At 66.4% G+C, this 20,555-nt stretch carries 20 protein-coding genes; 13 read left to right on the top strand and 7 right to left on the bottom strand.

Translation table 11 applies throughout. The features are described from left to right. Positions 1 to 161 precede the first annotated feature (161 nt). Together OHA18_RS20380 and OHA18_RS20375 are read left to right on the top strand one after the other, a co-directional pair. Complete coding sequence (locus OHA18_RS20380; RefSeq protein ID WP_329005742.1) at positions 162 to 998, top strand: phosphogluconate dehydrogenase C-terminal domain-containing protein; 837 nt, start codon at positions 162 to 164, stop codon at positions 996 to 998. A gap of 9 nt (positions 999 to 1,007) precedes the next feature. Next, the gene (locus tag OHA18_RS20375; RefSeq protein ID WP_329005741.1) at positions 1,008 to 1,733 is read left to right on the top strand and encodes a FadR/GntR family transcriptional regulator; all 726 of its coding nucleotides are present in this window, start codon (positions 1,008 to 1,010) and stop codon (positions 1,731 to 1,733) included. Here OHA18_RS20375 and OHA18_RS20370 read toward each other — a convergent pair. The 3 genes from OHA18_RS20370 to OHA18_RS20360 all read right to left on the bottom strand — a co-directional run bounded on the left by OHA18_RS20370 (position 1,730) and on the right by OHA18_RS20360 (position 5,334). Beyond that, positions 1,730 to 2,353, bottom strand: a complete 624-nt coding sequence (locus OHA18_RS20370; RefSeq protein ID WP_329005740.1) for a glyoxalase — start codon at positions 2,351 to 2,353, stop codon at positions 1,730 to 1,732. The two genes, OHA18_RS20375 and OHA18_RS20370, sit on opposite strands and share 4 nt — an antisense overlap. A gap of 56 nt (positions 2,354 to 2,409) precedes the next feature. Then, entirely contained in the window at positions 2,410 to 4,605 is a 2,196-nt protein-coding gene (locus OHA18_RS20365; RefSeq protein WP_329005739.1) for a carbohydrate-binding protein, read from the bottom strand. A 102-nt stretch (positions 4,606 to 4,707) separates the two neighbouring features. Further along, complete coding sequence (locus OHA18_RS20360) at positions 4,708 to 5,334, bottom strand: TetR/AcrR family transcriptional regulator (protein WP_329005738.1); 627 nt, start codon at positions 5,332 to 5,334, stop codon at positions 4,708 to 4,710. 69 nt (positions 5,335 to 5,403) lie between these two features. On the opposite strand from OHA18_RS20360, the gene OHA18_RS20355 reads away from it, so the two are divergent. Beyond that, on the top strand, positions 5,404 to 6,909 hold the full coding sequence (locus OHA18_RS20355; RefSeq protein WP_329005737.1) for an FAD-dependent monooxygenase: 1,506 nt from the start codon (positions 5,404 to 5,406) through the stop codon (positions 6,907 to 6,909). A 3-nt stretch (positions 6,910 to 6,912) separates the two neighbouring features. On the opposite strand, the gene OHA18_RS20350 is transcribed toward OHA18_RS20355, so the two are convergent. Then, complete coding sequence (locus OHA18_RS20350) at positions 6,913 to 7,593, bottom strand: GntR family transcriptional regulator (protein ID WP_329005736.1); 681 nt, start codon at positions 7,591 to 7,593, stop codon at positions 6,913 to 6,915. Between the two features lie 223 nt (positions 7,594 to 7,816). On the opposite strand from OHA18_RS20350, the gene OHA18_RS20345 reads away from it, so the two are divergent. From OHA18_RS20345 to OHA18_RS20315, 7 genes are all read left to right on the top strand, one after another. Beyond that, positions 7,817 to 9,532 (top strand): GH39 family glycosyl hydrolase, encoded by a 1,716-nt coding sequence (locus OHA18_RS20345; RefSeq protein ID WP_329005735.1) that lies wholly within the window; start codon positions 7,817 to 7,819, stop codon positions 9,530 to 9,532. Continuing rightward, complete coding sequence (locus tag OHA18_RS20340; protein ID WP_329005734.1) at positions 9,529 to 10,353, top strand: aldo/keto reductase; 825 nt, start codon at positions 9,529 to 9,531, stop codon at positions 10,351 to 10,353. Before OHA18_RS20345 ends, OHA18_RS20340 begins: the two co-directional genes overlap by 4 nt. 6 nt (positions 10,354 to 10,359) lie before the next feature. Next, positions 10,360 to 11,328: a carbohydrate ABC transporter permease gene (locus OHA18_RS20335; protein WP_329005733.1), complete on the top strand. Its 969-nt coding sequence runs from the start codon at positions 10,360 to 10,362 to the stop codon at positions 11,326 to 11,328. Then, positions 11,325 to 12,194 carry a carbohydrate ABC transporter permease gene (locus OHA18_RS20330; protein WP_329005732.1) on the top strand — a complete coding sequence of 290 codons (870 nt, stop codon included), beginning with the start codon at positions 11,325 to 11,327 and terminating at the stop codon, positions 12,192 to 12,194. The genes OHA18_RS20335 and OHA18_RS20330 overlap by 4 nt, the downstream gene beginning before the upstream one ends. A 10-nt stretch (positions 12,195 to 12,204) precedes the next feature. Next, positions 12,205 to 13,647, top strand: a complete 1,443-nt coding sequence (locus OHA18_RS20325) for an ABC transporter substrate-binding protein (RefSeq protein WP_329005731.1) — start codon at positions 12,205 to 12,207, stop codon at positions 13,645 to 13,647. Continuing rightward, positions 13,644 to 14,390, top strand: coding sequence for an SDR family NAD(P)-dependent oxidoreductase (locus tag OHA18_RS20320; protein ID WP_329005730.1), 747 nt, complete (start codon positions 13,644 to 13,646; stop codon positions 14,388 to 14,390). Before OHA18_RS20325 ends, OHA18_RS20320 begins: the two co-directional genes overlap by 4 nt. A gap of 63 nt (positions 14,391 to 14,453) precedes the next feature. Then, positions 14,454 to 15,416, top strand: coding sequence for a hypothetical protein (locus OHA18_RS20315; protein WP_329005729.1), 963 nt, complete (start codon positions 14,454 to 14,456; stop codon positions 15,414 to 15,416). Between the two features lie 15 nt (positions 15,417 to 15,431). Here OHA18_RS20315 and OHA18_RS20310 read toward each other — a convergent pair whose 3' ends face one another. Further along, positions 15,432 to 15,911: a MarR family winged helix-turn-helix transcriptional regulator gene (locus OHA18_RS20310; protein ID WP_329005728.1), complete on the bottom strand. Its 480-nt coding sequence runs from the start codon at positions 15,909 to 15,911 to the stop codon at positions 15,432 to 15,434. Positions 15,912 to 15,993: 82 nt separating this feature from the next. On the opposite strand from OHA18_RS20310, the gene OHA18_RS20305 reads away from it, so the two are divergent. After that, on the top strand, positions 15,994 to 16,884 hold the full coding sequence (locus OHA18_RS20305) for an alpha/beta fold hydrolase (RefSeq protein ID WP_329005727.1): 891 nt from the start codon (positions 15,994 to 15,996) through the stop codon (positions 16,882 to 16,884). A 24-nt stretch (positions 16,885 to 16,908) separates the two neighbouring features. Here the strand turns inward: OHA18_RS20305 and OHA18_RS20300 are convergent, their stop codons facing one another. Then, positions 16,909 to 17,790, bottom strand: coding sequence for a hypothetical protein (locus OHA18_RS20300; RefSeq protein ID WP_329005726.1), 882 nt, complete (start codon positions 17,788 to 17,790; stop codon positions 16,909 to 16,911). Next, entirely contained in the window at positions 17,787 to 18,359 is a 573-nt protein-coding gene (locus OHA18_RS20295; protein WP_329005725.1) for an RNA polymerase sigma factor, read from the bottom strand. Before OHA18_RS20295 ends, OHA18_RS20300 begins: the two co-directional genes overlap by 4 nt. 629 nt (positions 18,360 to 18,988) lie before the next feature. On the opposite strand from OHA18_RS20295, the gene OHA18_RS20290 reads away from it, so the two are divergent. Beyond that, entirely contained in the window at positions 18,989 to 19,375 is a 387-nt protein-coding gene (locus tag OHA18_RS20290; protein WP_329005724.1) for a hypothetical protein, read from the top strand. Between the two features lie 37 nt (positions 19,376 to 19,412). Then, a complete protein-coding gene (locus tag OHA18_RS20285; protein ID WP_329005723.1) occupies positions 19,413 to 20,546 on the top strand; it encodes a DUF4331 family protein in 1,134 nt (377 codons plus the stop codon). Positions 20,547 to 20,555: the final 9 nt, after the last annotated feature.

The raw sequence follows: 20,555 nt of genomic DNA, 5'->3' as shown, positions 1-20,555 counted from the left end.
GGACGTTTCAAAGACGCGGTGCCCCCGGTCTGCGGGGTGTCGAGCGCCGCCTGGAAGCCACAGATTGACACGTTTCATACAAATTGGTCAACCAGTTGACCGGTTCAGGCTTGGCGACCTACATTCGGGGTTCTTCCCCCCACCCGATCCAGGAGGGTGCCATGAGCGCGCAGCAGCAGACGGTCGTCGTCATCGGAGCGGGTGGCCGCATGGGCCTGCGAGTCTCGGCGAATCTCGACGCCAGTCCGTACGGCGCCCTGTACTGCGAGACGTCCGCGGCCGGCATCGAGCGGGTGACCGCGGCGGGGCGTGCGGTGACGACTGCCGTCGAAGCCGTGCCGGAGGCGGATGTCGTCGTACTCGCGACACCGGACACGGTGCTCGGTGAGGTCTCGCACGAACTCGTTCCGCTGATGCGGGACGGCACGGTTCTGCTCACGCTCGATCCGGCCGCGGCGCACGCCGGGTTGCTCGCTACCCGCTCGGGGGTTGTTCAGGCGGTTGCGCATCCGTGCCACCCGTCGGTGTTCCTCGAACGGACCAGCGCGGAGCAGTGGGCCGACACGTTCGGCGGGATCAGCGCGCCACAGGATGTCGTCGCGGCGGTCGACGAGCCGGCCAGCCGGGATCGGGTCGAGGAGGTTGTCCGGGTCATCTACGGGCCGGTTCTCGACGTGCACTGGGTCACCGTGAAGCAGCTCGCCGTACTGGAGCCAACGCTGGTCGAAACAGTCGCTTGCATGGTCGGCACGCTGTTGAAGGACGCGCTGGACGAGACGGTGAACACGGTCGGCGTACCCGAACCGGCTGCCCGGGCGATCCTCTACGGGCATGTCCAGATTGCGCTCACGAACGCGTTGCGCGGGTCGCATGCGTTCTCCGAGGCGTGTGAGATCGCGATAACCTACGGCCGCGAGACGATCATCAAGGACGACTGGAAGCGCATCTTCGACGACACTGAGCTCGATCGGGTGGTCACGAGAATGCTGAGGATCTGAGGGGGCTCAGTGACCGAGGGGCAGAACACACCGTTCATCCGGACCCGGTTCCGGCCGGTCGAGCGGCTGTCGACCGCCAGCCTGGTCGCCCGCCAGCTGATCCAGCAACTCGGCGCCGAACAGTTCCCGGTCGGCGCCAGGCTCCCGTCCGAACGCGACCTCGCCCAGATGCTCGGCGTCGGGCGCTCGACGCTGCGCGAGGCGATCACCGCGCTCGAGCTGCTCGGCCTGGTCGAAGTGCGGCCCGGCTCGGGTTCCTACCTCCGCGCGGACAGCACCCAATTACTCGCGAAGGCCCTCGAGCTGAGCCTCGCCTTGGGCGAGCCCGAGGTCGCGGACCTGGTCGAGGTCCGCGAACATCTCGAGCTGCTCGCCGCCCGGCTGGCCGCCGCCCGCGCCAAGGACGCCGACATCGAGCGCCTCCGGGTTCACGTCGACGAGATGCGTGCCGCCGGCAACAACGTCGAGGCGTTCGCCGTCGCCGACCTGGCGTTCCACCTCGAGATCGCCACCATCGCGCAGAACGACGTACTGCTGAGCCTGCTCAAGAGCCTGCAGTCCTTGCTCACCGAGTGGTTCGAGCGGACGCTCCGCGTCCCGGGCACGATGGAGGCGACGCTCACCGAGCACGAGACCGTCTTCACCGCGATCGAGCAGGGCGACCCCACCGCGGCCCAGTCCGCGATGGCCACCTTGATGACCGCCGCCGACGAACGGGTCCGGCACTCCCGCTAGGACTGGGCCAGGTTCTGCGCAGGCTCCCAGGCGAAGCCGTCCGGGTCGACGAAGCTGCCTGCGTCCATGCTGAGCGCGATCCGGTGCGAGCCGCTGCCTTCGACCGGTACGCCGGCGTCCTTGGCCAGCGCCTTGCGGCCGTACAGGCCCAGCTTCACCGGCCCGGTGGCGTCGAACTCGACGTACTTGCGCCCGAAGCTCCTCGCCACGGTCAGTCCGTGGTCCACGTAGAACTTCTTGCTCTCGGCCACATCCTCGCAACCGAGCAGCAGTACGACGGCGTCGATCTCACGCGTCGCCGGACCGGTGTCCTTCTTCGCCGACGTGGCCACCTTCCAGATCGTCCCGTCCGGCGCCTGCAGCACGCCGCCGTACCCCCACAGTGACTTCGTCGCCGGCTTCACCACCGTCGCGCCGGCAGCGACCGCGGACTCGAACAAGCTGGTCACCGTGCTCGGCTGCCCCACGGTCAGCGACAGCGTGAACCCACGGAAACCAGTCGTCTCCGCGCTCGACTCACTGACCCGCACACGGTCATCCAGCCCGAAGGCATCCGCCAGAAACCGCTCGGCCGCAACGACGTCGGCCACTTCCAGAACCACACCCTGAAGATTTGTCATGCCTTCAAACTAGGCACCACCAACCCACAACGCTTCTCGATTCCTGACCAACTCCGTCAGCTGGTGAGTCGGAGGTAGTCGAGGTTGAAGCCTCCGGTTTCGCAGTACACGGTGATCAGCTGGTCGCCGGCTGGGAGGGTGAGCTGCGTGGTGATCGACTGATAGTTGCCCCAACCGCCGGTGTCCGGGACCGTGGCTTTCGTCAGGGTCTGGTCTGTGCCGTCGCGGACCGAGATCGCATCCGGGGCGGGGGCGCCGGTGCCGTTGGCGACCCGCAGTTCGAGGTTGTACGTGCCGGCCTGCGCGATGTCGACGCGGTACTGCAGCCAGTTGCCCGGCGCGGTCCACCCCACGTTCTTCCCACCGCTCGCCGCGGGGTTGCTCTCGATGAAGTTGGCGCCGCCGTCGGTCCAGCCGTGCTGGGCGACGTACGACTCCGCCTCCACCGTCTCCCCCACCGGCGCACCGTGCGGCCTGGTGGTCACGTGCACCGTGATCTCGTCGTGCGCCGCGCCGTCGGTGACACGCACCTTGATGTCCTGCACTCCGGCAACCGTCGGGTGAATGGTCAAGGTGTTGCCGTTGAGACTGACCCCGCCCGGCAGGTCGGTCGAGTAGTAGGCGAGCTTGTCGTTGTCGCGATCGGTTGCCTTGAGCTGCAGCTCGGTCGTCGCGTATTGATCAGCGACGACATCGGGGGCGGCCTGCAACACCGGCGCGTGATTGTGACGCGTCGAGGGGACGTCACCGTGCCAGCGATACGTCGCATAGGAGTTCGCCGGGACCGTCACCGTGAACGACTTCCCGGCCAGGGTGACGCGGACCTTGCTGGCAGCTGCATTGGAGTTGCCAACGATCGCGACGAAGTTGTCTTGGGCATCCTTGTAGACCACGTTGCTGATGCCGTTGGCTGTCGCGCTCGACTCGACCCGCGTGTGCTCAGGCCCCAGGTACTTCGCGAACTGCCCCATCGCGTACAGCTCGTCCCGCACCGTGAACGTCTTGGTGTTCGTGTTGACGGTGACCAGTCGGTTCGGCCACTTCGTCGTACGTCCGACCTCTTCCCAGTCGACGTTGTTGTCCCGCGCCGGTGTCCAGTGCAGGGTGCCGCCGTCCTGGTCGGTCGTCTGCGCCCACAGGATGTACGACGACGCGTCGAGCCGGAAGTAGTTCAGAATCGTTGCCGGCGACAAGTCACTTGTCTCCGTCATGTGCACCGGCTTCCCGAACTGCTCGAACGCGTCCCGCATCACCGTCGGGTCACCCCAGTACGGATGGAACGCGATCGCGTCCGCGGCCTTCTCGGCCTTCGGGTCGTTGAAGATCCGGTAGTAGTTCTTGGTCTCGGTGCTGTTCGGGTCGCGCCAGTCCCAGAAGTTGAAGTCGTGCACGTACAGATCTGTGTGCAGCCCGGCCCGGCGGACCTCCTGCTTGATCGCCACGGCCAGCTTCTGCTGCTGCTCGACGCTGATGTCCATCGCCGGGTACACCACATCGATCCCCGGCTCGTTCAGCAACGTCAGCGCATCGACCTTGATCCCGTACTTCGCATACGCCTGCAGGTACTTCACGTAGTACTTCGCGAACACGTCGATGCAGTCGTCGCGGAGCTTGCCCACCTGGTAGTAGTCCGTCGTACTCCCGGGCTTCAACGCGACCTCGCCGGTGAACCGGTTGTTGGTCTTCATCCAGGCCGGCGCACTCCACGCCGACGCGAAGAACGTCGCCCGCGGGTTGTACTTCTGGATCAGCTTCACCGTGTCCACGATGTGCAGATCCACGTCCCGCCTGATCGAGAAGTACTTCAGGCCGCGGTCCTCGGTCACGCCGGCCGGCAACTCGTCGTACGACCAGAACGGCAGATGCTCGATCAGGTCCGGACTCCCGATCGTGAGCCGGAACCGGTCGAATCCGGCGCCGCTCTTCGGATCGACCAGCAGCTTGACCGCCCGCTCGCGTTCGGCCGGCGTCAGCTTCCAGAGATTGGAGACGCTGGTCTCGTCCAACGAGAACCCGACCCCGGAGTACTTCTGCCGGAGCGTGCTCGGATCGACCACCACCGTCGCGTCGACAGGGCCGTTCTGGTCACCCCCGACGTACGTCGACGGCAACGGCTGCCACGTCTGCGCAGAGCCGCTGGAGTACGTTCCACTCACCACCGCCCCACGCTGAGCCGCCGCCGGCACTCCGCCCGCGGCAAGCCCACCAGCCACCACCCCGACCACAACCGCCAACCCAAGAGTTCGCCTCACAAACCCTCCAACCTCGGTGGAAAGCCTTGACAAGCAGGGCGACTCTAGGGTGCGGACTCGCTCACCAACACCCCCTGCCGGTTCCGGAACTGGTTCCGGAACTCAGCGCCCGTAGGTGGCGATCCCGCCTTCGAGCAGATCGAAGGTCTGATCGATGACCTCGACCTGCTCGCGGCGTACCTCATCGCCGGGTCGTCCGGCGATCAGCTTGTCGACGGCGATGCGCGGCACGATCGTGACGGCGGTCGCGACGAAGTTGGCGACGATCGCGGCCTGCACTCCGGGCTCGACCTCGGACTCGAGCAGCTCGGTCAGCGACTCGGCCATTTCACGAGTGTGCTCGAGAGTACGGCGTACGAGCGCAGGACTCGCATCGACGATCCGGTAGAAGTACTCGGACCCGTCCCGGGTGCCGGACAGCGGGTGCCCCGTCGCCAGGAGCTCGTGCAGAAAGCGTCGTACCGCGGCAACCACCGATTCGGAGGGCTCACGGTCGCGGATGGCCCGGCTGAGATCGTCGACCAGGTCCGCCTGCCGATCCAGGAACAGGTCCTCCTTGCGCGGGAAGTAATTGAAGACCGTCATCCGCGCCACGCTGGCCGCTTCCGCGACCTCGGCGATCGTGACGTTGTCGAACCCGCGCTCGATGAACAGCCCGGACGCGATGTCCGCGATCCGGCGCCGGCTCTCCCGCTTCTTCCGCTCCCGCAGGCCGAGCCGCTCATCCATGGCAGATAGCATACTCGACATAAATTTGGACCGAGTACACTATTCACCAACGACGATCTGGGAGCTGAGATGGACTACGACGTAGTGGTGGCCGGCGCCGGGCCGGTGGGACTGATGCTTGCCTGCGAGCTGCGGCTGGCCGGAGTGGACGTGCTGGTGGTCGAGCGCCTGACCGAACCGGATCTGACGATCAAGGCCGGCTCGATCACCCTGCCCACCGCGGAGGCGCTGTACCGGCGGGGCTTCCTGCCCACGCTGCAGGAGCACCAGCAGCGAATGCTGGAGCAGTTCGCCCGTCCGGCCGGCGCCGCACCGATGAAACGACCGCCGATCGCCGGGCACTTCGGCGGGATCCTGATCGGCGCGGAGAAGGTCGACTTCGCCGATCCCGAATTCCGCGACGCCGGGCCGGCCGCCGGGATCTTCCTGGTCCCGCAGCAGACCGTCGAGCAGGTGCTCGCCGAGCGCGCCGCGGAACTGGGCGTCGACGTACGCCGGGGTGTCGAGCTGACCGGTTTCTCGGCCACTGACGACGGTGTGCGGGTCATGCTCGGCGACGACGAGGTGTCGGCCGGGTGGCTCGTCGGCAGCGACGGCGGCCGGAGCATCGTCCGCAAGCTGGCCGGATTCGACTTCGTCGGCACCGATCCCGAGATCACCGGCCACCAGGCGATGGTCGAGCTGGAAGGCGCCGAGGGACTGACCCTGGGCTGGAACAGCACCGACACCGGCATCTACGCCTACGGCCCGATCCCGGGCCGGATCCTCACGGTGGAATTCGACGGTCCGCCGATCGACCGCGACGCACCGATCACCGCGGCCGAGCTGCAGGCCAGCCTCCGCAACGTGACCGGCGCCGAGGTCACGGTCACCAAGGTCATCACCGCGACCCGCTTCACCGACAACGCGCGCCAGGCAACGACGTACCGGAAGGGCCGCGTGCTGCTGGCCGGCGACGCCGCGCACGTGCACTCCCCGTTCGGCGGCCAGGGCCTCAACCTGGGCATCGGCGACGCCATCAACCTCGGCTGGAAACTGGCCGCCACCATCAACGGCTGGGCTCCGGACGGCCTGCTCGACACCTACACGGCCGAACGGCACCCGATCGGCGAGTGGGTCCTCGACTGGACCCGGGCCCAGATCACGATCATGCGGACCGACCGCCACGCCCGCGCCCTTCGCCAGGTGATCGGTGATCTCCTGGTCACCGCCGACGGATCGACGTACCTGGCCAAGAAGCTCTCCGGCGTCTGGCAGCGCTACGACTTCGGCTCCGACCACGACCTCGTCGGGACCTCGGCGCCCGACCTGGAGCTTGCCGACGGCACCCGCCTGGGCGAACACCTCCACGACGGCAAAGCCGTCCTCCTCAACCTCACCGACTCGACCCACCTCCGCGACGTCGCCGCCCCGTGGTCCGACCGCCTCCAGGTCGTCAACGCCAAGCCGGTCTCTCCCGGCACGCCTGCCGCGCTCCTGCTGCGCCCGGACGGACACATCGCCTGGTGCACCGACAACGACGATCTCGACGGCATGACCGCAGCCCTCGAGACCTGGCTCGGGCGCCCGGCCTGACCCTCAGCGGTCCGGCAGGTTGAGCCGCTTCAGTCGTTCGTACGCCCCGATGATGTGCTTGTCGATTCCGTCCTGGGCGGCCTGCGGGTCGCCCAGGGCCAAGGCGTCCCGCAGTTCCTTGTGCTCGCTGTAGCCGACGTCGAGGAAGTCCGGAAAGCTCGCGTTGCGCGCCCGCAGGAAGACCGTCACCTGACCACGGATCGACTCCCAGACCCGCTGTACCCGGGCATGGTCGCAGTACGCGTAGATGATGTCGTGGAACTGCAGGTCCAGCCGGACGGCGTCCTCCGGATCGATCTTGGTGTCGACGCTCTTCATCTGCTCCAGGACCGCGTCCATCTCGGCGAATCCTTCACCCTGCATCCGCGTACACGCGCGGCCGGCGGCAAGCCGCTCGATGGCGCCGCGGAGAGTGTGCACCTCCTCGACATCGGTCCTGGTCAAGGTGCTGACGAACGCCCCGCGGTGCCGGCGGATCTCGACGTGACCCTCTTCCTCGAGCCGGGCGAGCGCCTGCCGGATCGGTCCACGGCTGACCTTGAGCGCCTCGGCCAGCTCGGTCTCCTTGAGGTGCTGACCCGGCTGGAACTTGGCGCCGGTGATCATCTCCCGGAGCACGTCGGTCACCAGATCACCGAGACCGCGCTGCGACGGCAGCGGGGACACGACGTCGTCGGGGATCATGCCGACCACCTCCTCAAGGCAGCTACCGCCGGTATCCGAAGCAGGACGACTCTATCCTCCGTCGCGCCTCTCTGTAGATTGTAAACAGTAAGTCATTGACAGTAAATCAATGGCAAGAGCAGACTCGGAACCTCCACTCAGGCAGAGCGGCACAGTGCCGGCGCCGAAGTCGGCCGACCGTGAGGCAGCCCGATCACCAGGGCAGAGAGAGGTCACGACGACGATGACCACCGAGACAGCGGTTCACACCGGGCGTACGTCCCTCGGCCCGTTCCCGCCGGCCGCTCCCCGGATTCCCGACGCGCCGCACGTCAGCGCGGCGACCATCGCGGTCGACGCCGCGGCGAGCGAAGGTCCGCTCGCGCGCATCTGGGAGAGCTTCGGGTACGACGAGTTCAACTGGACGTACATGCCCACCGGTAAGCGGCTGCTGCAGACCTTCGCCGACTTCTCCGGCAGCGGCTACTTCGTCCGGCCGCACTACATGTACTGCTCCGGCAGCGGTTTCGGCATCCCGCACTGGAGCTCCGGCAACGTCTACCACGAAGACGCCGACGGCAATCCGTACTACGACTTCACGCTGCTGGACCAGGCGTACGACGCGATCGTCGGCGCCGGTCATCACCTGCTGGTGGAGCTCGGCTTCACCCCGCGGGATCTCCTGCCACCCGAGGCCGCTGAGCTGACCGTCGTGTCCAGCCCCACTGCGTACACCAACTACGAGGCAGGCGCCTGGGGATATCCACCCAAGGACAACGCCAAGTGGGCGGGCCTGATCGGCGCCACCGTTCAGCACTGCATCGAGCGGTACGGCGAGGACGAGGTGAAGACCTGGCTCTGGGAGCTGTGGAACGAGCCGGACATCTTCTACTGGCGCGGCACCCTCGAGCAGTACAACGAGCTCTACACCGCAACGGTGCAAGCGATCCGGGCTGTGTTGCCCGAGGCAAAGGTCGGCGGACCGGCCGTCACCAGCGGCGGCCTGAACTTCCTGCGCGGCTTCCTCGACTACACCTCGCAGCGTGACGAGCCGCTGGACTTCATCTCGTACCACACCAAGGGCTGCCACTTCCCGACCCGCGACTACCGGCCGTTCTCCGAGCCGGCGACCGAGCTGCTCAGCCCGTCGTCGACGAAGATGTTGTACGACCTGCGCGAGTTCAACCGGCTCATCGGTTCCTACCTGGCGTACGCCGAGCTGCCGGTGATCGTCGACGAATGCGACGCCGCGGTGCCGGCGCACTTCGGACGCTACGACAACCGCAACTACAGCTTCCAGAACACCGAGTACTACCCGGTCTTCCAGGCGAAGCTGATGAAGAAGATCCTCGACCTGAACGCCACCGAGCCGGCCAAGGTCGCCTACGCCACCTCCTGGAGCTTCTACTTCGAAGCCGAGCGGTACTTCGAAGGCACCCGGTCGTTCCTCACCGCCGGTGGCGTCGAAAAGCCGTTCCTCAACGCCTATCGGATGCTCTCAGTACTCGGTCAGGATCGGCTGCGCACGACCTCGGATGCGGCCTGGCAGGTCGGCGAACTCGACCACACCGACGGCAGCAGCATGCCCGAGGAAGTCGACGCCCTCGCCTCCCGCTCGGAGGACGGAAGTGTCGCAGTGATGGTCTGGCGTCACACCGACGACCAGTACCAGACCAGTGATGACCTGACCTCGGTGAGCGTCACGATCCGCAATCTGCCGGCCGGCTCGTACCGGTTGCGGCATCTGCGCATCGACGCCGATCACAGCAACTCGTTCACCGTCTGGCAGCAGCTCGGTTCACCGCAGGATCCGACGGCGGAACAGTTGGCCGCGATCCACGCCCGGCAAGGTCTCGAGGAGTTCGAGCCTGAACGACAGGTCGAGGTGGACGGTGACCTCTCGCTGGAGGTCTCGCTGCCGTTGCCGTCGGCATCGTTGCTGATCGTGGAGCCGACGTGATCACGCTGAACAACGGCGTACGGATTCCGCAGCGCGGTTTCGGCGTCTTCCAGGTCCCGCCGGGCGACACCCAGTCCGCGGTCGAGCAGGCGCTCGAGATCGGGTACCGGCACATCGACACTGCGGCGGCGTACAACAACGAGGCCGGTGTGGGCGCCGCCGTACGGGCGAGCGGACTTCCCCGTTCAGAACTGTTCGTCACGACGAAGCTGCGCAACGGGGAGCACGGGTACGAGTCGGCGCTCAAGGCGTACGACGAAACGCTGCAGCGCCTGGGGTTGGACTACGCCGATCTGTATCTCGTGCACTGGCCCAATCCGACAGTCGATCGCTATGTCGACAGCTGGCGTGCTCTGGAGCGCATCTACATCGATGAACGGGTGCGAGCTATCGGTGTGTCGAACTTCCTGCCCGAACACCTGGACCGATTGGCGAAGGAGGCCTCGGTCGTCCCGGCGGTCAACCAGATCGAGCTGCATCCCAGCTATCAGCAGCATGAGCTGACCGAGCTGTGCCGGAAGCAGTCGATCGCGGTCACGTCGTACTCACCGCTCGGTCAGGGCGGCGACCTCGATCACCCTGTCCTGGCGTCGATCGCGAGCGATCACGGGGTGACGCCGGCCCAGGTTGTCCTGCGGTGGCATCTGCACCGCGGACACATCGTCATTCCGAAATCGGTCAACGCCGAGCGGATCCGCGCCAACTTCGAGCTGGACGGCTTCGAGTTGACCGACGACGAGCTCGCGTCGATCACCGCGCTGGAGAACGGCAACCGGCTGGGCAGCGATCCCCGCACGTTCGCGATCAGCCAGATCAGGTAGCCCGCGATGACGAGCAGAGCCGTACAACTCACCCGGCGGCAGACCCGCGCTTCGGCCGTCGATCGCCCCGAACGACCACGTCACGGGTGGAAGAAGACCACCTGGATCTGGATCTTCCTGCTGCCGACCGTCGTGCTCTACGGCATCTACACCATCTATCCGATCATCGCGAGCTACTGGTACTCGCTGGTCGAGTGGAACGGTTTCGACGCCGACCAGAAGTTCGTTGGCCTGAGCAACTACCGCGAGGTCTTCGCCGATCCGCTGTTCTGGAACTCGTTCAAGATCACGCTGTTCTTCATGCTGCTGGTGGTACCGGCCCGGGTGTTACTGACGTTGCTGGTGGCAATGATTCTCAACAATCCGAAGCTGCCGCTGATCGGCGTCCTGCGATCGGCGTTCTTCATCCCGGTGGTGACCACCACGGCGATCATCGGCGTGGTGATGCGGTTCATCCTGGATCCCGGCACCGGGCCGATCAACTCCCTGCTGATGAAGCTCGGCGGTGGCGGCGTGGACTTCCTGGGTGGGCAGCATCTGGCGCTACCGACAGCGGCTGTGCTGTACATCTGGAAGTTCTTCGGCGTCACGATGATCTACTGGCTCGCTGCGCTGCAGACCATCCCGTACGAGTTGTACGAGGCGGCCAAGATCGACGGCGCCGGCACCTGGCAGCTGTTCCGGTACATCACGCTGCCGATGCTCAAGCCGTTCCTGATCATCATCACCGTGCTGACGGTCGAGGAGACGTTCCACAACTTCGATCTGATGTACACGCTGACCGCGGGGGGCCCGTACTTCCACACCGAGATCATCGAGATCTACATCTACCGGTGGGCGTTCGCCGCCCCGATCCCGCAACTCGGGCACGCGTCCGCGGCCGCGGTGATCTTCGGCCTGCTGGTCGCGATCGTCGGCGCGGTCCAGCTGTGGGGCGTGTACGCCGGCCGCCGGTTGAGAGGAGAACAGCGATGAGCGCGGAAGTCGCCGTACGCACGGATCGGCAGCGGCGGTTGCTGCGCCGGCTCCCCTGGTGGATCGCTGCGATCGTCCTGGTGGGCATCGCGGTGCTGTGGATCTTCCCGTTCCTGTGGATGCTGTCGGCGTCGCTCAAGGACAACATGGAGATGTTCACCGGCGGCCTCAAGCTGTGGCCCTCGAAGTTCGTCTGGGACAACTACACGCGGGCGTGGAACGACGCGCACTTCGGCCGGTACCTGATCAACACCGTGGTCGTCACGGTGATCACGGTCGTGATCGTCACCATCCGCTGCGCGACCGCCGGTTATGTCCTGGCCCGCTACCGATTCCGCGGTTCCAGGATCTTCCTCGGGGTGCTGGTCGCGACGCTGTTCGTACCCACCGGCTACACGATCATCCCGGTGGTCAAGATCTCCATGCAGCTGCACCTGATCGACTCACTGGGCGGAATGATCCTGGCGCTCAGCGGCGGGGCCTACGTGTCGGCGATCCTGATCTACTACGGCTACTTCCGGCAGATTCCGCGGGAGCTCGAGGAGGCCGCGCTCGTCGACGGCGCCGGCTTCGTTCGGACGTTCTTCTCGGTGATGCTGCCGCTGGCGATGCCGGTCACCGCGACCGTCGCAGTACTCACCTTCATCACCACTTGGAACGCCTTCTTCCTGCCGCTGGTGTTCACCTTCAGCCGGCCCGATCTCCGGACCGTGAGCGTCGGCATGCAGGCGTTCGTCGGGGAGACCGCTACCGACTGGTCGGGAATGGCCGCGGCCGGCGTGATCTCGATCGTCCCGGTAGTGGTGCTCTTCATCTTCATGCAGCGCTCCTTCGTCGAGGGAATCTCCGGAGCGGTCAAGTCTTAAGGAGTGGAACATGCCTGAACTAACACGCCGCAGTCTGCTCAGCGCGTCAGTACTCGCCGTTGTCGGCGCCGCGACCGGATGCAGCAGCTCGAGCTCCCAGTCGGGAAGCACCGGAAGCGGTGCGACCGGAACGCTGGACTGGTGGGATCACTTCAGCTCGTTCAAGCACCTCAACGACGACTGGGCAAAGTCGCAGTCGCCCTCGTTGAAGACCAACGTCACGCACACCTACTACGACGCATCCAAAGCACCGCAGGCGTTCCAGTTGGCGCATCAGGCCAACAAGATGCCGGACATCTACTCGAACGTGATCGGGTTGCCGTTGCCGGCTCTGGTGAGCGGCAAATGGGTGCACGAGATCACGATCCCGGCGGACGTCAAGGCCAAGCTTCCCAAGGACGCGTTCACCGAGGGCATCACCCAGCTGGACGGCAAGCTCTACGGGTTCCCGATGTTCAGCTTCCGGCAGAGCTCGACGCTGGTGTGGGCGAACAAGGACCTCTGGTCCAAGGCCGGCCTCGATCCGGACAACGTGCCCACGGACTACGCGGCCTTCAAGGACGCGTTGGGGAAGCTCAAGTCGGCCGGGGTCCAGCCGCTGACGCTGGCGATCGGTGCGGACGGCGGACGGATCCGTGATCAGGTCGACGACCTCGCGCAGACGGCCGGCTTCCCGGGGTACCAAGGTCTGCAGTTCACCACCGGCGAGTACGCCTATCACCACGACGCCTACGTGACCGTGATCGAGTACCTGAAGGAATTGAACGACGCCAAGCTGATCATGCCGGGCTCGAACAACTTCGGTGTCGTCGACGCCCGGACCCGGTACGCGTCCGGAGCGGTCGGGACATTCATCGACGGCATCTGGTGTGCGGGCGGATCTAAGGCACTGGCACCCCAGATCGTCGACAAGCTCGCCTCCGGGCAGGTGCTGGTACCGACGGCCGGTACGAAACCGTGGTGCTACCGCGGTCGGCCGAGCTCGGGGTACTTCGTGTCCGCGGACAGCAAGAACCCCGATGCGGCCGGGAAGCTGATCGCGTCGTTCATGTCCGACGACTACCAGAAGGGCATGATCGAGGCGATGGATCAGCCGCCGCTGAACCTCGACCTGGTCGCGTCGTCGAACGCGGTCGACGCGTACAAGAAGGGCGTCGACTTCTGCAAGACGAACGTGTTCCTGATGCCACAGGCCATCGTTCGCAACCCTGCCCAGGCCCGCGTGGACGCTCTCCGCAAGCCGGTCACCCCGCACGTCGGCAACATCGTCCAGGGCTACCTCGGCGGATCGATCAAGGACCTCAAGGCCGAGCTGAAGAAGCTGAGCGACGCGACGTCTGCTGACCGCGCCCAGGCCCTGACAAAGGCGAAGGCCGCCGGCGCCAAGGTGTCCGAGTCCGACTACGCCTTCCCCGACTGGAAGCCAGGCCAGGACTACGGAGCCGCGAAATGAGCCGTACTGCGGTCGTCACCGGCGCCGCATCCCCCCGCGGCATCGGCCGAGCCACCGCACTGCTCCTGGCCTCGCAGGGCTGGAACATCGGTATCCTCGACATCGAGCCCGGCGACTCCCTGACGTCGGAAATAGTCGGGACCTACAACGTCAAGGCCCACGCCGTACAAGCCGACGTCTCCAACGAACCCCAGGTCATCGCCGCCATCGACGAACTAGAGGCCGCGCTACCACCCCTCGCGGCCCTCGCCAACATCGCCGGCGTCAGCTCTCCTGTCCCCTACCTGGAACTGACGTCCGACGAGTGGCATCGCGTCATCAACATCAACCTCAACGGCGTCCACTACGTCACCCACCGAGTCGCCGAATCCATGGTGAGGCATGGCTACGGCCGAATCGTCAGCGTCTCCTCGACCTCTGCCCAACTAGGCGGGGGCACCTACAGCAAAACGCCGTACTCCGTAGCCAAAGCCGGCGTCATCGGCCTGACAAGAGCCTTGGCCCGAGAACTGGGCCCTTTCGGCATCACCGTCAATGCAGTTGCCCCCGGCCCCATAGACACCGACATCATGGGCGGCCCTCTGACCCCCGAGCGCCGAGCAGCCCTGGTCGACGGCCTCCTGACCACTCGCCTGGGGCAGCCCCAGGACATCGCCTCCGCAATAGCCTTCCTGCTCTCCGACCAATCCGCGTACATCACCGGCCACACCCTCAACGCGGACGGCGGCCTCTACATGCACTAGGCCCCTGATGTGAAAATATGACGCGCACGGAACAAGGCGACGTCGTCGGAGGACTCGGTTCATATGCTGCGCTGGAGAGTGGGGCTCATCGCGTTGCTGACTGCGCCGGCCCTCGTCGGTTGCGGCGGCGGGAGTGATGAGGTCACGCCGGACCCGAGCACCACGACGGACCAGCCGCAGGTGTCGGTCGACCTGACCACGCCGGACTCGTACGCCAAGAACACGGACGGACTCGTCGGCGTACAGGTGGCGGCCAAGGGATCGCATCCCGCGTCCGCCACAGTCACCGTACGGTTCGACGTACCGGCCGGAAAGCTGGTCACGGTCGCGTACCAGGCCACGCAGAACGAGGCGGACGGGCAACACTGGCCCGCGTTGAAACTGTCCTCGTCGCCAGGGCCCAAGGCCGGCCTCGACACGTTGACCGGCAGCTACTCGGTGCCTCTGCACGACGGCGACCTCTGGCGCTTCTCCCTCCGGCCGCAGTTCGGACCGTCGGCAGAAATCAAGAACGTGCCCGTTCACGTGTCGCTCGCCGAGGGCGGGCAGACCGTCGCAACGGCCTCGCAGGATGCCACCCTGACCGCCGTGACCGCCGTACGGACCAACACTGGGAAGACGGCCTGGACGCTGTACCGGGACGGCCGCTGGGCCGAGGTCGACTACACCCTCACGAACGTGTCCACCCAGGACGCGCGGTCGATGAACGTCGGGCTGGCGGTCAACCGCTGCAATCCAGACGAGACCCTGTCGTGTCAGGCCGACGGCAGCCTTCTCGGGGCCATTGCACTACAGAAGTTCGACAAAGGCCGGTGGGTTTCGCTGTCGGGGTCCAACGGCCAGGCGAGTCGTGTCCTGACCACCTCCCTCAAGGCAGGCGCCGACTCCCAAGTCCGCCTCAGACTCGCCCCCGGCACCAGCCTCGCCAAAGACGTCGACCGAGCCGAAGTCGTCCTGGCCTGGGCCGCGCCTGGCGCTGACGGCAGCTTCAACGGCACTGACGCCAGCGACTTCACCATCCACTGACCGCTGCTTCGCCGGCTAGGACGGCTGACCGAGGTCGCGGGTCATCCAGCCGGGCGTATCAAGGCGGATGGGGGCATCGCCGACCAGGGTCGCCAGATGCTTCTCCAGGCGCTCGAGTTCGGCGGCGCCGATCCGTCGTACCCACCGGTCGCGCAGTTCGTCGAAGATCGCCTCACCTTCGCGCAGTACTTCGAAGCCGAGCTCGGTGACCTGGAGGCGTTTGCGGCGGCCGTCGCGTGGGTCGGCGTCGCGGGTCACGTAGCCGCGTTCCTGGAGGACCGCGATCGTCTTCGCGGCCGCCTGCTTCGAGACCGATAGGCGGCGGCCGAGCTTCGTGGCGTCATCGGCGCCCGCGGCAATGGCCCGGATGGCGAAGTCGTGGACGGGCCGTACGTCGTGGTACCCGCGCTGAGCGAGTTCGTCGGTCGCGTCGTCCACCAGCGACCGGAAGCCTCCGAGCAGCAGCAGCGCGAGATCGGCACCGGAACGGGACATGGCAGCAGGGTAGTGGGCTTGCGGTTAGACAACCTGGTTGACTAAGATCTAGTCAACCAGGTTGTCCAGTTGAGGAGCTGCGATGCGTACGACGCCAGCCGGCGCGACGATTCCGGAGGTCACCCACCACCGCGCCGAGGTGAACGGAACCACGCTGCACTACGTCACGGCGGGAGCCGGCGGAACCCCGATCCTGCTGGTTCACGGATTCCCCGAGACCTGGTGGGCGTTCCACCGGCTCATCCCCCTGCTCGCCGCCCATCACCGCGTGTACGCCGTCGACCTCCGTGGCTTCGGCGACTCCGACAACGGACCGGGCCCGTACGACAGCGCCACCGCAGCCGAGGACCTGCACCAACTGATCGAGCACCTCGGCGTGGGCCCGGTCCATCTCACCGGCCAGGACATCGCCGGCGCGACCGTCTTCCGGCTCGCGACCACGTACCCGGACGACGTGCTCAGCCTGACTGCGATCGAGACAGGTCTCCCCGGATTCGGCATGGAGGTGCTGGCCGACATCACCCACGGCGGCGTCTGGTACATCGGCGTCCTCGCCGCCCCCGGCATCCCCGAGCTGCTCCTGACCGGCCGCGAGCACGAGTTCCTCGGAGAGTTCCTGTTCCCGGCCTTCACCACGATTCCCGGAGCCGTCACCGAAGCCGACATTGCCGAATTCGCCCGCTGCTACGCCCGCCCCAACGGCTGGCGCGGAGCCACCGGCCTCTACCGCTCCATGCTCCACGAAGCCCCCGAAATCATCGCCCTGGCGCAGTCCCCCGGCCTGACCGCCCCCGTCCTGGCAATCGGCGGCTCGTTCACCCTCACCACCATGACCCAGGCCACCACGAGTGAGGTGAGTGCAGTCTCCCTCGACGGCGTCGGCCACTACGTCGCTCTCGAGGCGCCCGAAGAGCTCGCCGAAACAATCATCGAGTTCACCAACCACCGTGACCCGGTCTTGCTGCGCCATTGAGACGACCGGCAACCGGAGGAGGGATCACCAGTTCCAGGCGACACCGCGCGGGCACTGGCTGACCGGCGGAGTGCCCTTCCTCCCGCCGCCGACGAAGACGACCTTCGTGCCTTCGGGGTTGGTGAAGCAGCCGTCACTTTTGGCCTTCAGTTCGCGATAGGTCCTGGGGCTCGCGTAGATGAGCTTCCCGGTGGCGGCGTACCCGCGGACCGTGTAGGTGGGCGAGTCGCTCGGAGCGGGGCGGGTCAGCGTGTACACGTACCTCATCGGGGCGAAGAAGAACCCGTTCCGGAGGACCGCCTCGGTCGCCGGTCCGGTGCCGATGGCGACGGTTATCCGGGCAACGGACCTCGCGTACGTCCCGACGCCCGCGCCCGTCTTGTCGACCGCGTCCATCTTGGTCTCGCCCTTGATTGCCCAGCCGTACTCCGTCTGCTTGCCCTTGGCATCGAAGCCACAGGCGGTGGCCAGGCCCTTGGAGCCGCTCTTGATCACAACCCAGGCGAGCGCATGGGTGCCGGCGGGAGGATTCACCCACTTGAACCCGTCCAGCACGGTGTAGGTCCGCGCGGCCGGATCGGGACTCGCCTCACCGCCGTGGTGACAGGTCTTGGCGTACTTGTCCTTCTCGGCCGTGGTCAGCATCGCGATCGGTGGTGTCGCTGCGCTGATACCCGTCCCGGAAGCCGGCGGCTGGGCTTTGTCGCCGCGCAGAGCCGGTACTCCGATCGCGAGACCGGCGGTGACTGCGACGACCGCCGCGGCGGCGGCGAGCGGGACAAGCCGACGACGAGGTGCGGCCTGGGCAGACTCGTGATCGACGATGGCGATCAGCTCGTCGCGCTGCCGGTTGCGGGCGGCCGGGCGAAGGTCGTGGTCCGGTGGGGGTGTGAGCTGGGTGTTCATGACTGAGCCTCCGTGAAAGGAACGAGGTTGAGCTCTCGCAGATGCTTGCGGGCTCGGGACAAGCGGGACTTGACCGTGCCGATCGGGACGTCCAGCGCGACCGCAGCCGCCTGCTGGTCGAGGCCCGCCCAGAAACACAGCTCGACGATCTCGCGCTCCGGCCTGGACAGCCGTTTCAAGGCCTCGCGAGCAGCGCTGATCTGCTGGTCGTCGTCGAGCCGTCCGGCCACCTCGTCGGCATGATCGCGGACGTGTTCGGTCATCAGGTTGGCCGCCGCGATCGCCCGGCGGTACCGGGCCTTCGAGCGCCACTCGTTGCGCGCCGTGTACTCCGCCACCCGGTACAGCCAGGGCAGAGCGGACTCGCGGTCGAGAACAACCTCGGTACGTCGCCGCCAAGCGTGCAGGAACACCGCCGAGGTCAGATCTTCGGCATCGCTCCAGGAGGCCGTCCGGCGGTAGAGAAAGTTGTAGATCGCCCGGGAATGCCGGTCATAGAGCTCAGCGAAGGCCGACGAGTCGCCCTCGGCGGCCCGCTCCCACAGCGTCCGATCACTACTCCTCGCCATCGCCAACCCATCGTGCCCCTCCTGCAGGGCTAACACCGGCTGGTTCCGGTCATATCGACGCGCATGCGCGCTCCCATCTCGTATCGAACCCGGCTGCTTGCATCCGGCTTGTGTCCGAAAGAGCGAAAAGGTTCCCTGCTGTTGGCAGGTCACGCTGATCACCGGCGATCGCGTGCGATTACGCGGGGATGAGCTGTCGATCCAGCAGAGCGCCTGCGCAGCACGCGCGGGGCGCCGGCGGCAGCCGGCAGAGATGCACCGCTAGGTCCGCGATCTCCGGGGTCGCTCGCCCGCCGCAGACGACCGCCCGGGAGATCACCCGTGGAGGATGAGGTCCGGCGGTCGCCCAGTACGCCAGCATGGACAGATCACAGCGGTCGGAATTGACTCGTGGGGCCCCAGACGGCGCACGTCGCCAGGCCGACCTCGATGCGGGGAGAAGCGCCGCGAATCTCAGGGGAGAAACGATGTCGACACCAGCGACTGGAACCTCCCGCCCTGGAATCAGTGTCGGACCGACAAGCGAGTTCAGTCTGTTCTTTCGTGTCAAACCCGGCGGGGGCGAAGGTCTGCGGACCGCGCTCGGCGACCTACAGCAGACGCCCGGGTACCGGCCGGCTGACTACGGCATGGCGATCGCAACGATCCACGAGGCGAGATTCGTGCTCTTCGACGAAGACACACGGCTCGCGTTCATCACGAGTTTCGACGGCCCGTGGGACGCCTACATGGAGGACTTCTTCACCTCCGGGCCGACGCTCAAGCTCTTCGATGTCATCTTCCGGCATGTGGAGGGCTACGAGGGTTTGCCGGACCTGGCTGCGGTGCAGTCGTTCATCCTCGGGGCGCAGCAGTCGGCGGCCGCGTATGCACGGAACTACGGCGGCACGGTGAAGGAGATCCGGAAAGCGCAGCGGGTGAGTGCTGCCTTCCAGCAAGTGCTCGATCATCCGGACGCCGCCGAGGTGTTGCAGCACCCCGCCCTGCGGCCGTTGCTGGACGAGGCCGCCGACTAACCAGCCGAGCACTCCACTAGCGGGACAGAGGTCGCCGATGTCGGATCACATCTCAGGACCGCGAGCCTTGGCCGAGCCGATCGCGGACATCACCGACGTCTATGTGTTTCCCAGCCCGGGGCAGCCTGGACGTCTCGTGCTGGTGCTGAACACGCTCCCGTTCGCGAAACCGTCGGACCGGCTGTCGGACGGGCTCGTCTATCGCTTGCGGCTGCGCCCGCTGGCCGCGAGCTCGCCGGGCGATCCGGCGCCATTCACCGTCGGCGCTGAGGAGTTCGTCTTCGACTGCGTCTTCTCGCCGCCCGTGCGGACCGACGGGAATCACGGCGGCGAGCAGGAGGGAACGATCACCACACCAGCCGGCGACCCGGTCTCGTTCCGGGTGAACAACGTGGACGGCGACTCGGCGCAGGGCATTCGTGTGTTCGCGGGCCCACGGTGGGATCCGTTCATCATGGACGCCCAGGCAGCGTTGAAAACGATTGCTACGGGCGAGTTGGCATTCACCGACCCTGGGTCGATCTTCCTCGACGGGAAGAACGTGCTCAGCCTCGTCGTTGAGATCGACTCGACGCTTCTGGGAGGTGCAGAGCTGGTTGGCGTCGTCGGGGAGACGCTCACCCGCGGCAAGTTCGGCGTTCGGATCGAACGGGTCGGTCGGCCCGAGGTGAAGAACATGATGCTGGCACCGAAGCAGTTCGACACGGTGAACCGCGACCTCGAGATCCGCGACCTGTACAACATGGAGGACGCGTTCTGTCTTGGACCGGCGTACCACGGTGCCTACCGGGCGCGGCTGAACGCCAACCTCGCCTTCTGGGACGGACTCGACGGCAAGACTGACTGGGCCACCGAGGGGAACGGCGACCACCCCTTGACACAGCTGGTGCTGGACGACTTCCTCGTCGTCGACCTCACCAAGCCGTACGCCGAGCGAGGCTCCTTCCTTGAGATCGAGCTGGCCGCCCTGCGCGGCAAGGCCCATGAAACCTGTGGCGGACGGGCGCTCAACGACGACGTGATCGACACGATCTTCACCCAGCTCGTCAATGCCGGAACTGGGCCAGTCATCCGGGACGGGGTCGATCAGGCGTCGAGGCCGGCCTCGACGACCTTCCCCTACCTTGCGGCGCCGAATCCGAACCCGCCCGAACCGCCTGAGCACCTCTAGCGATGAAGG

The organism is Kribbella sp. NBC_00709 (assembly GCF_036226565.1).
Classification (GTDB): Bacteria; Actinomycetota; Actinomycetes; order Propionibacteriales; family Kribbellaceae; genus Kribbella.
The sequence above is the reverse complement of the archived record's forward strand: the minus strand, read 5'-3'. Positions and strand labels throughout refer to the sequence as shown.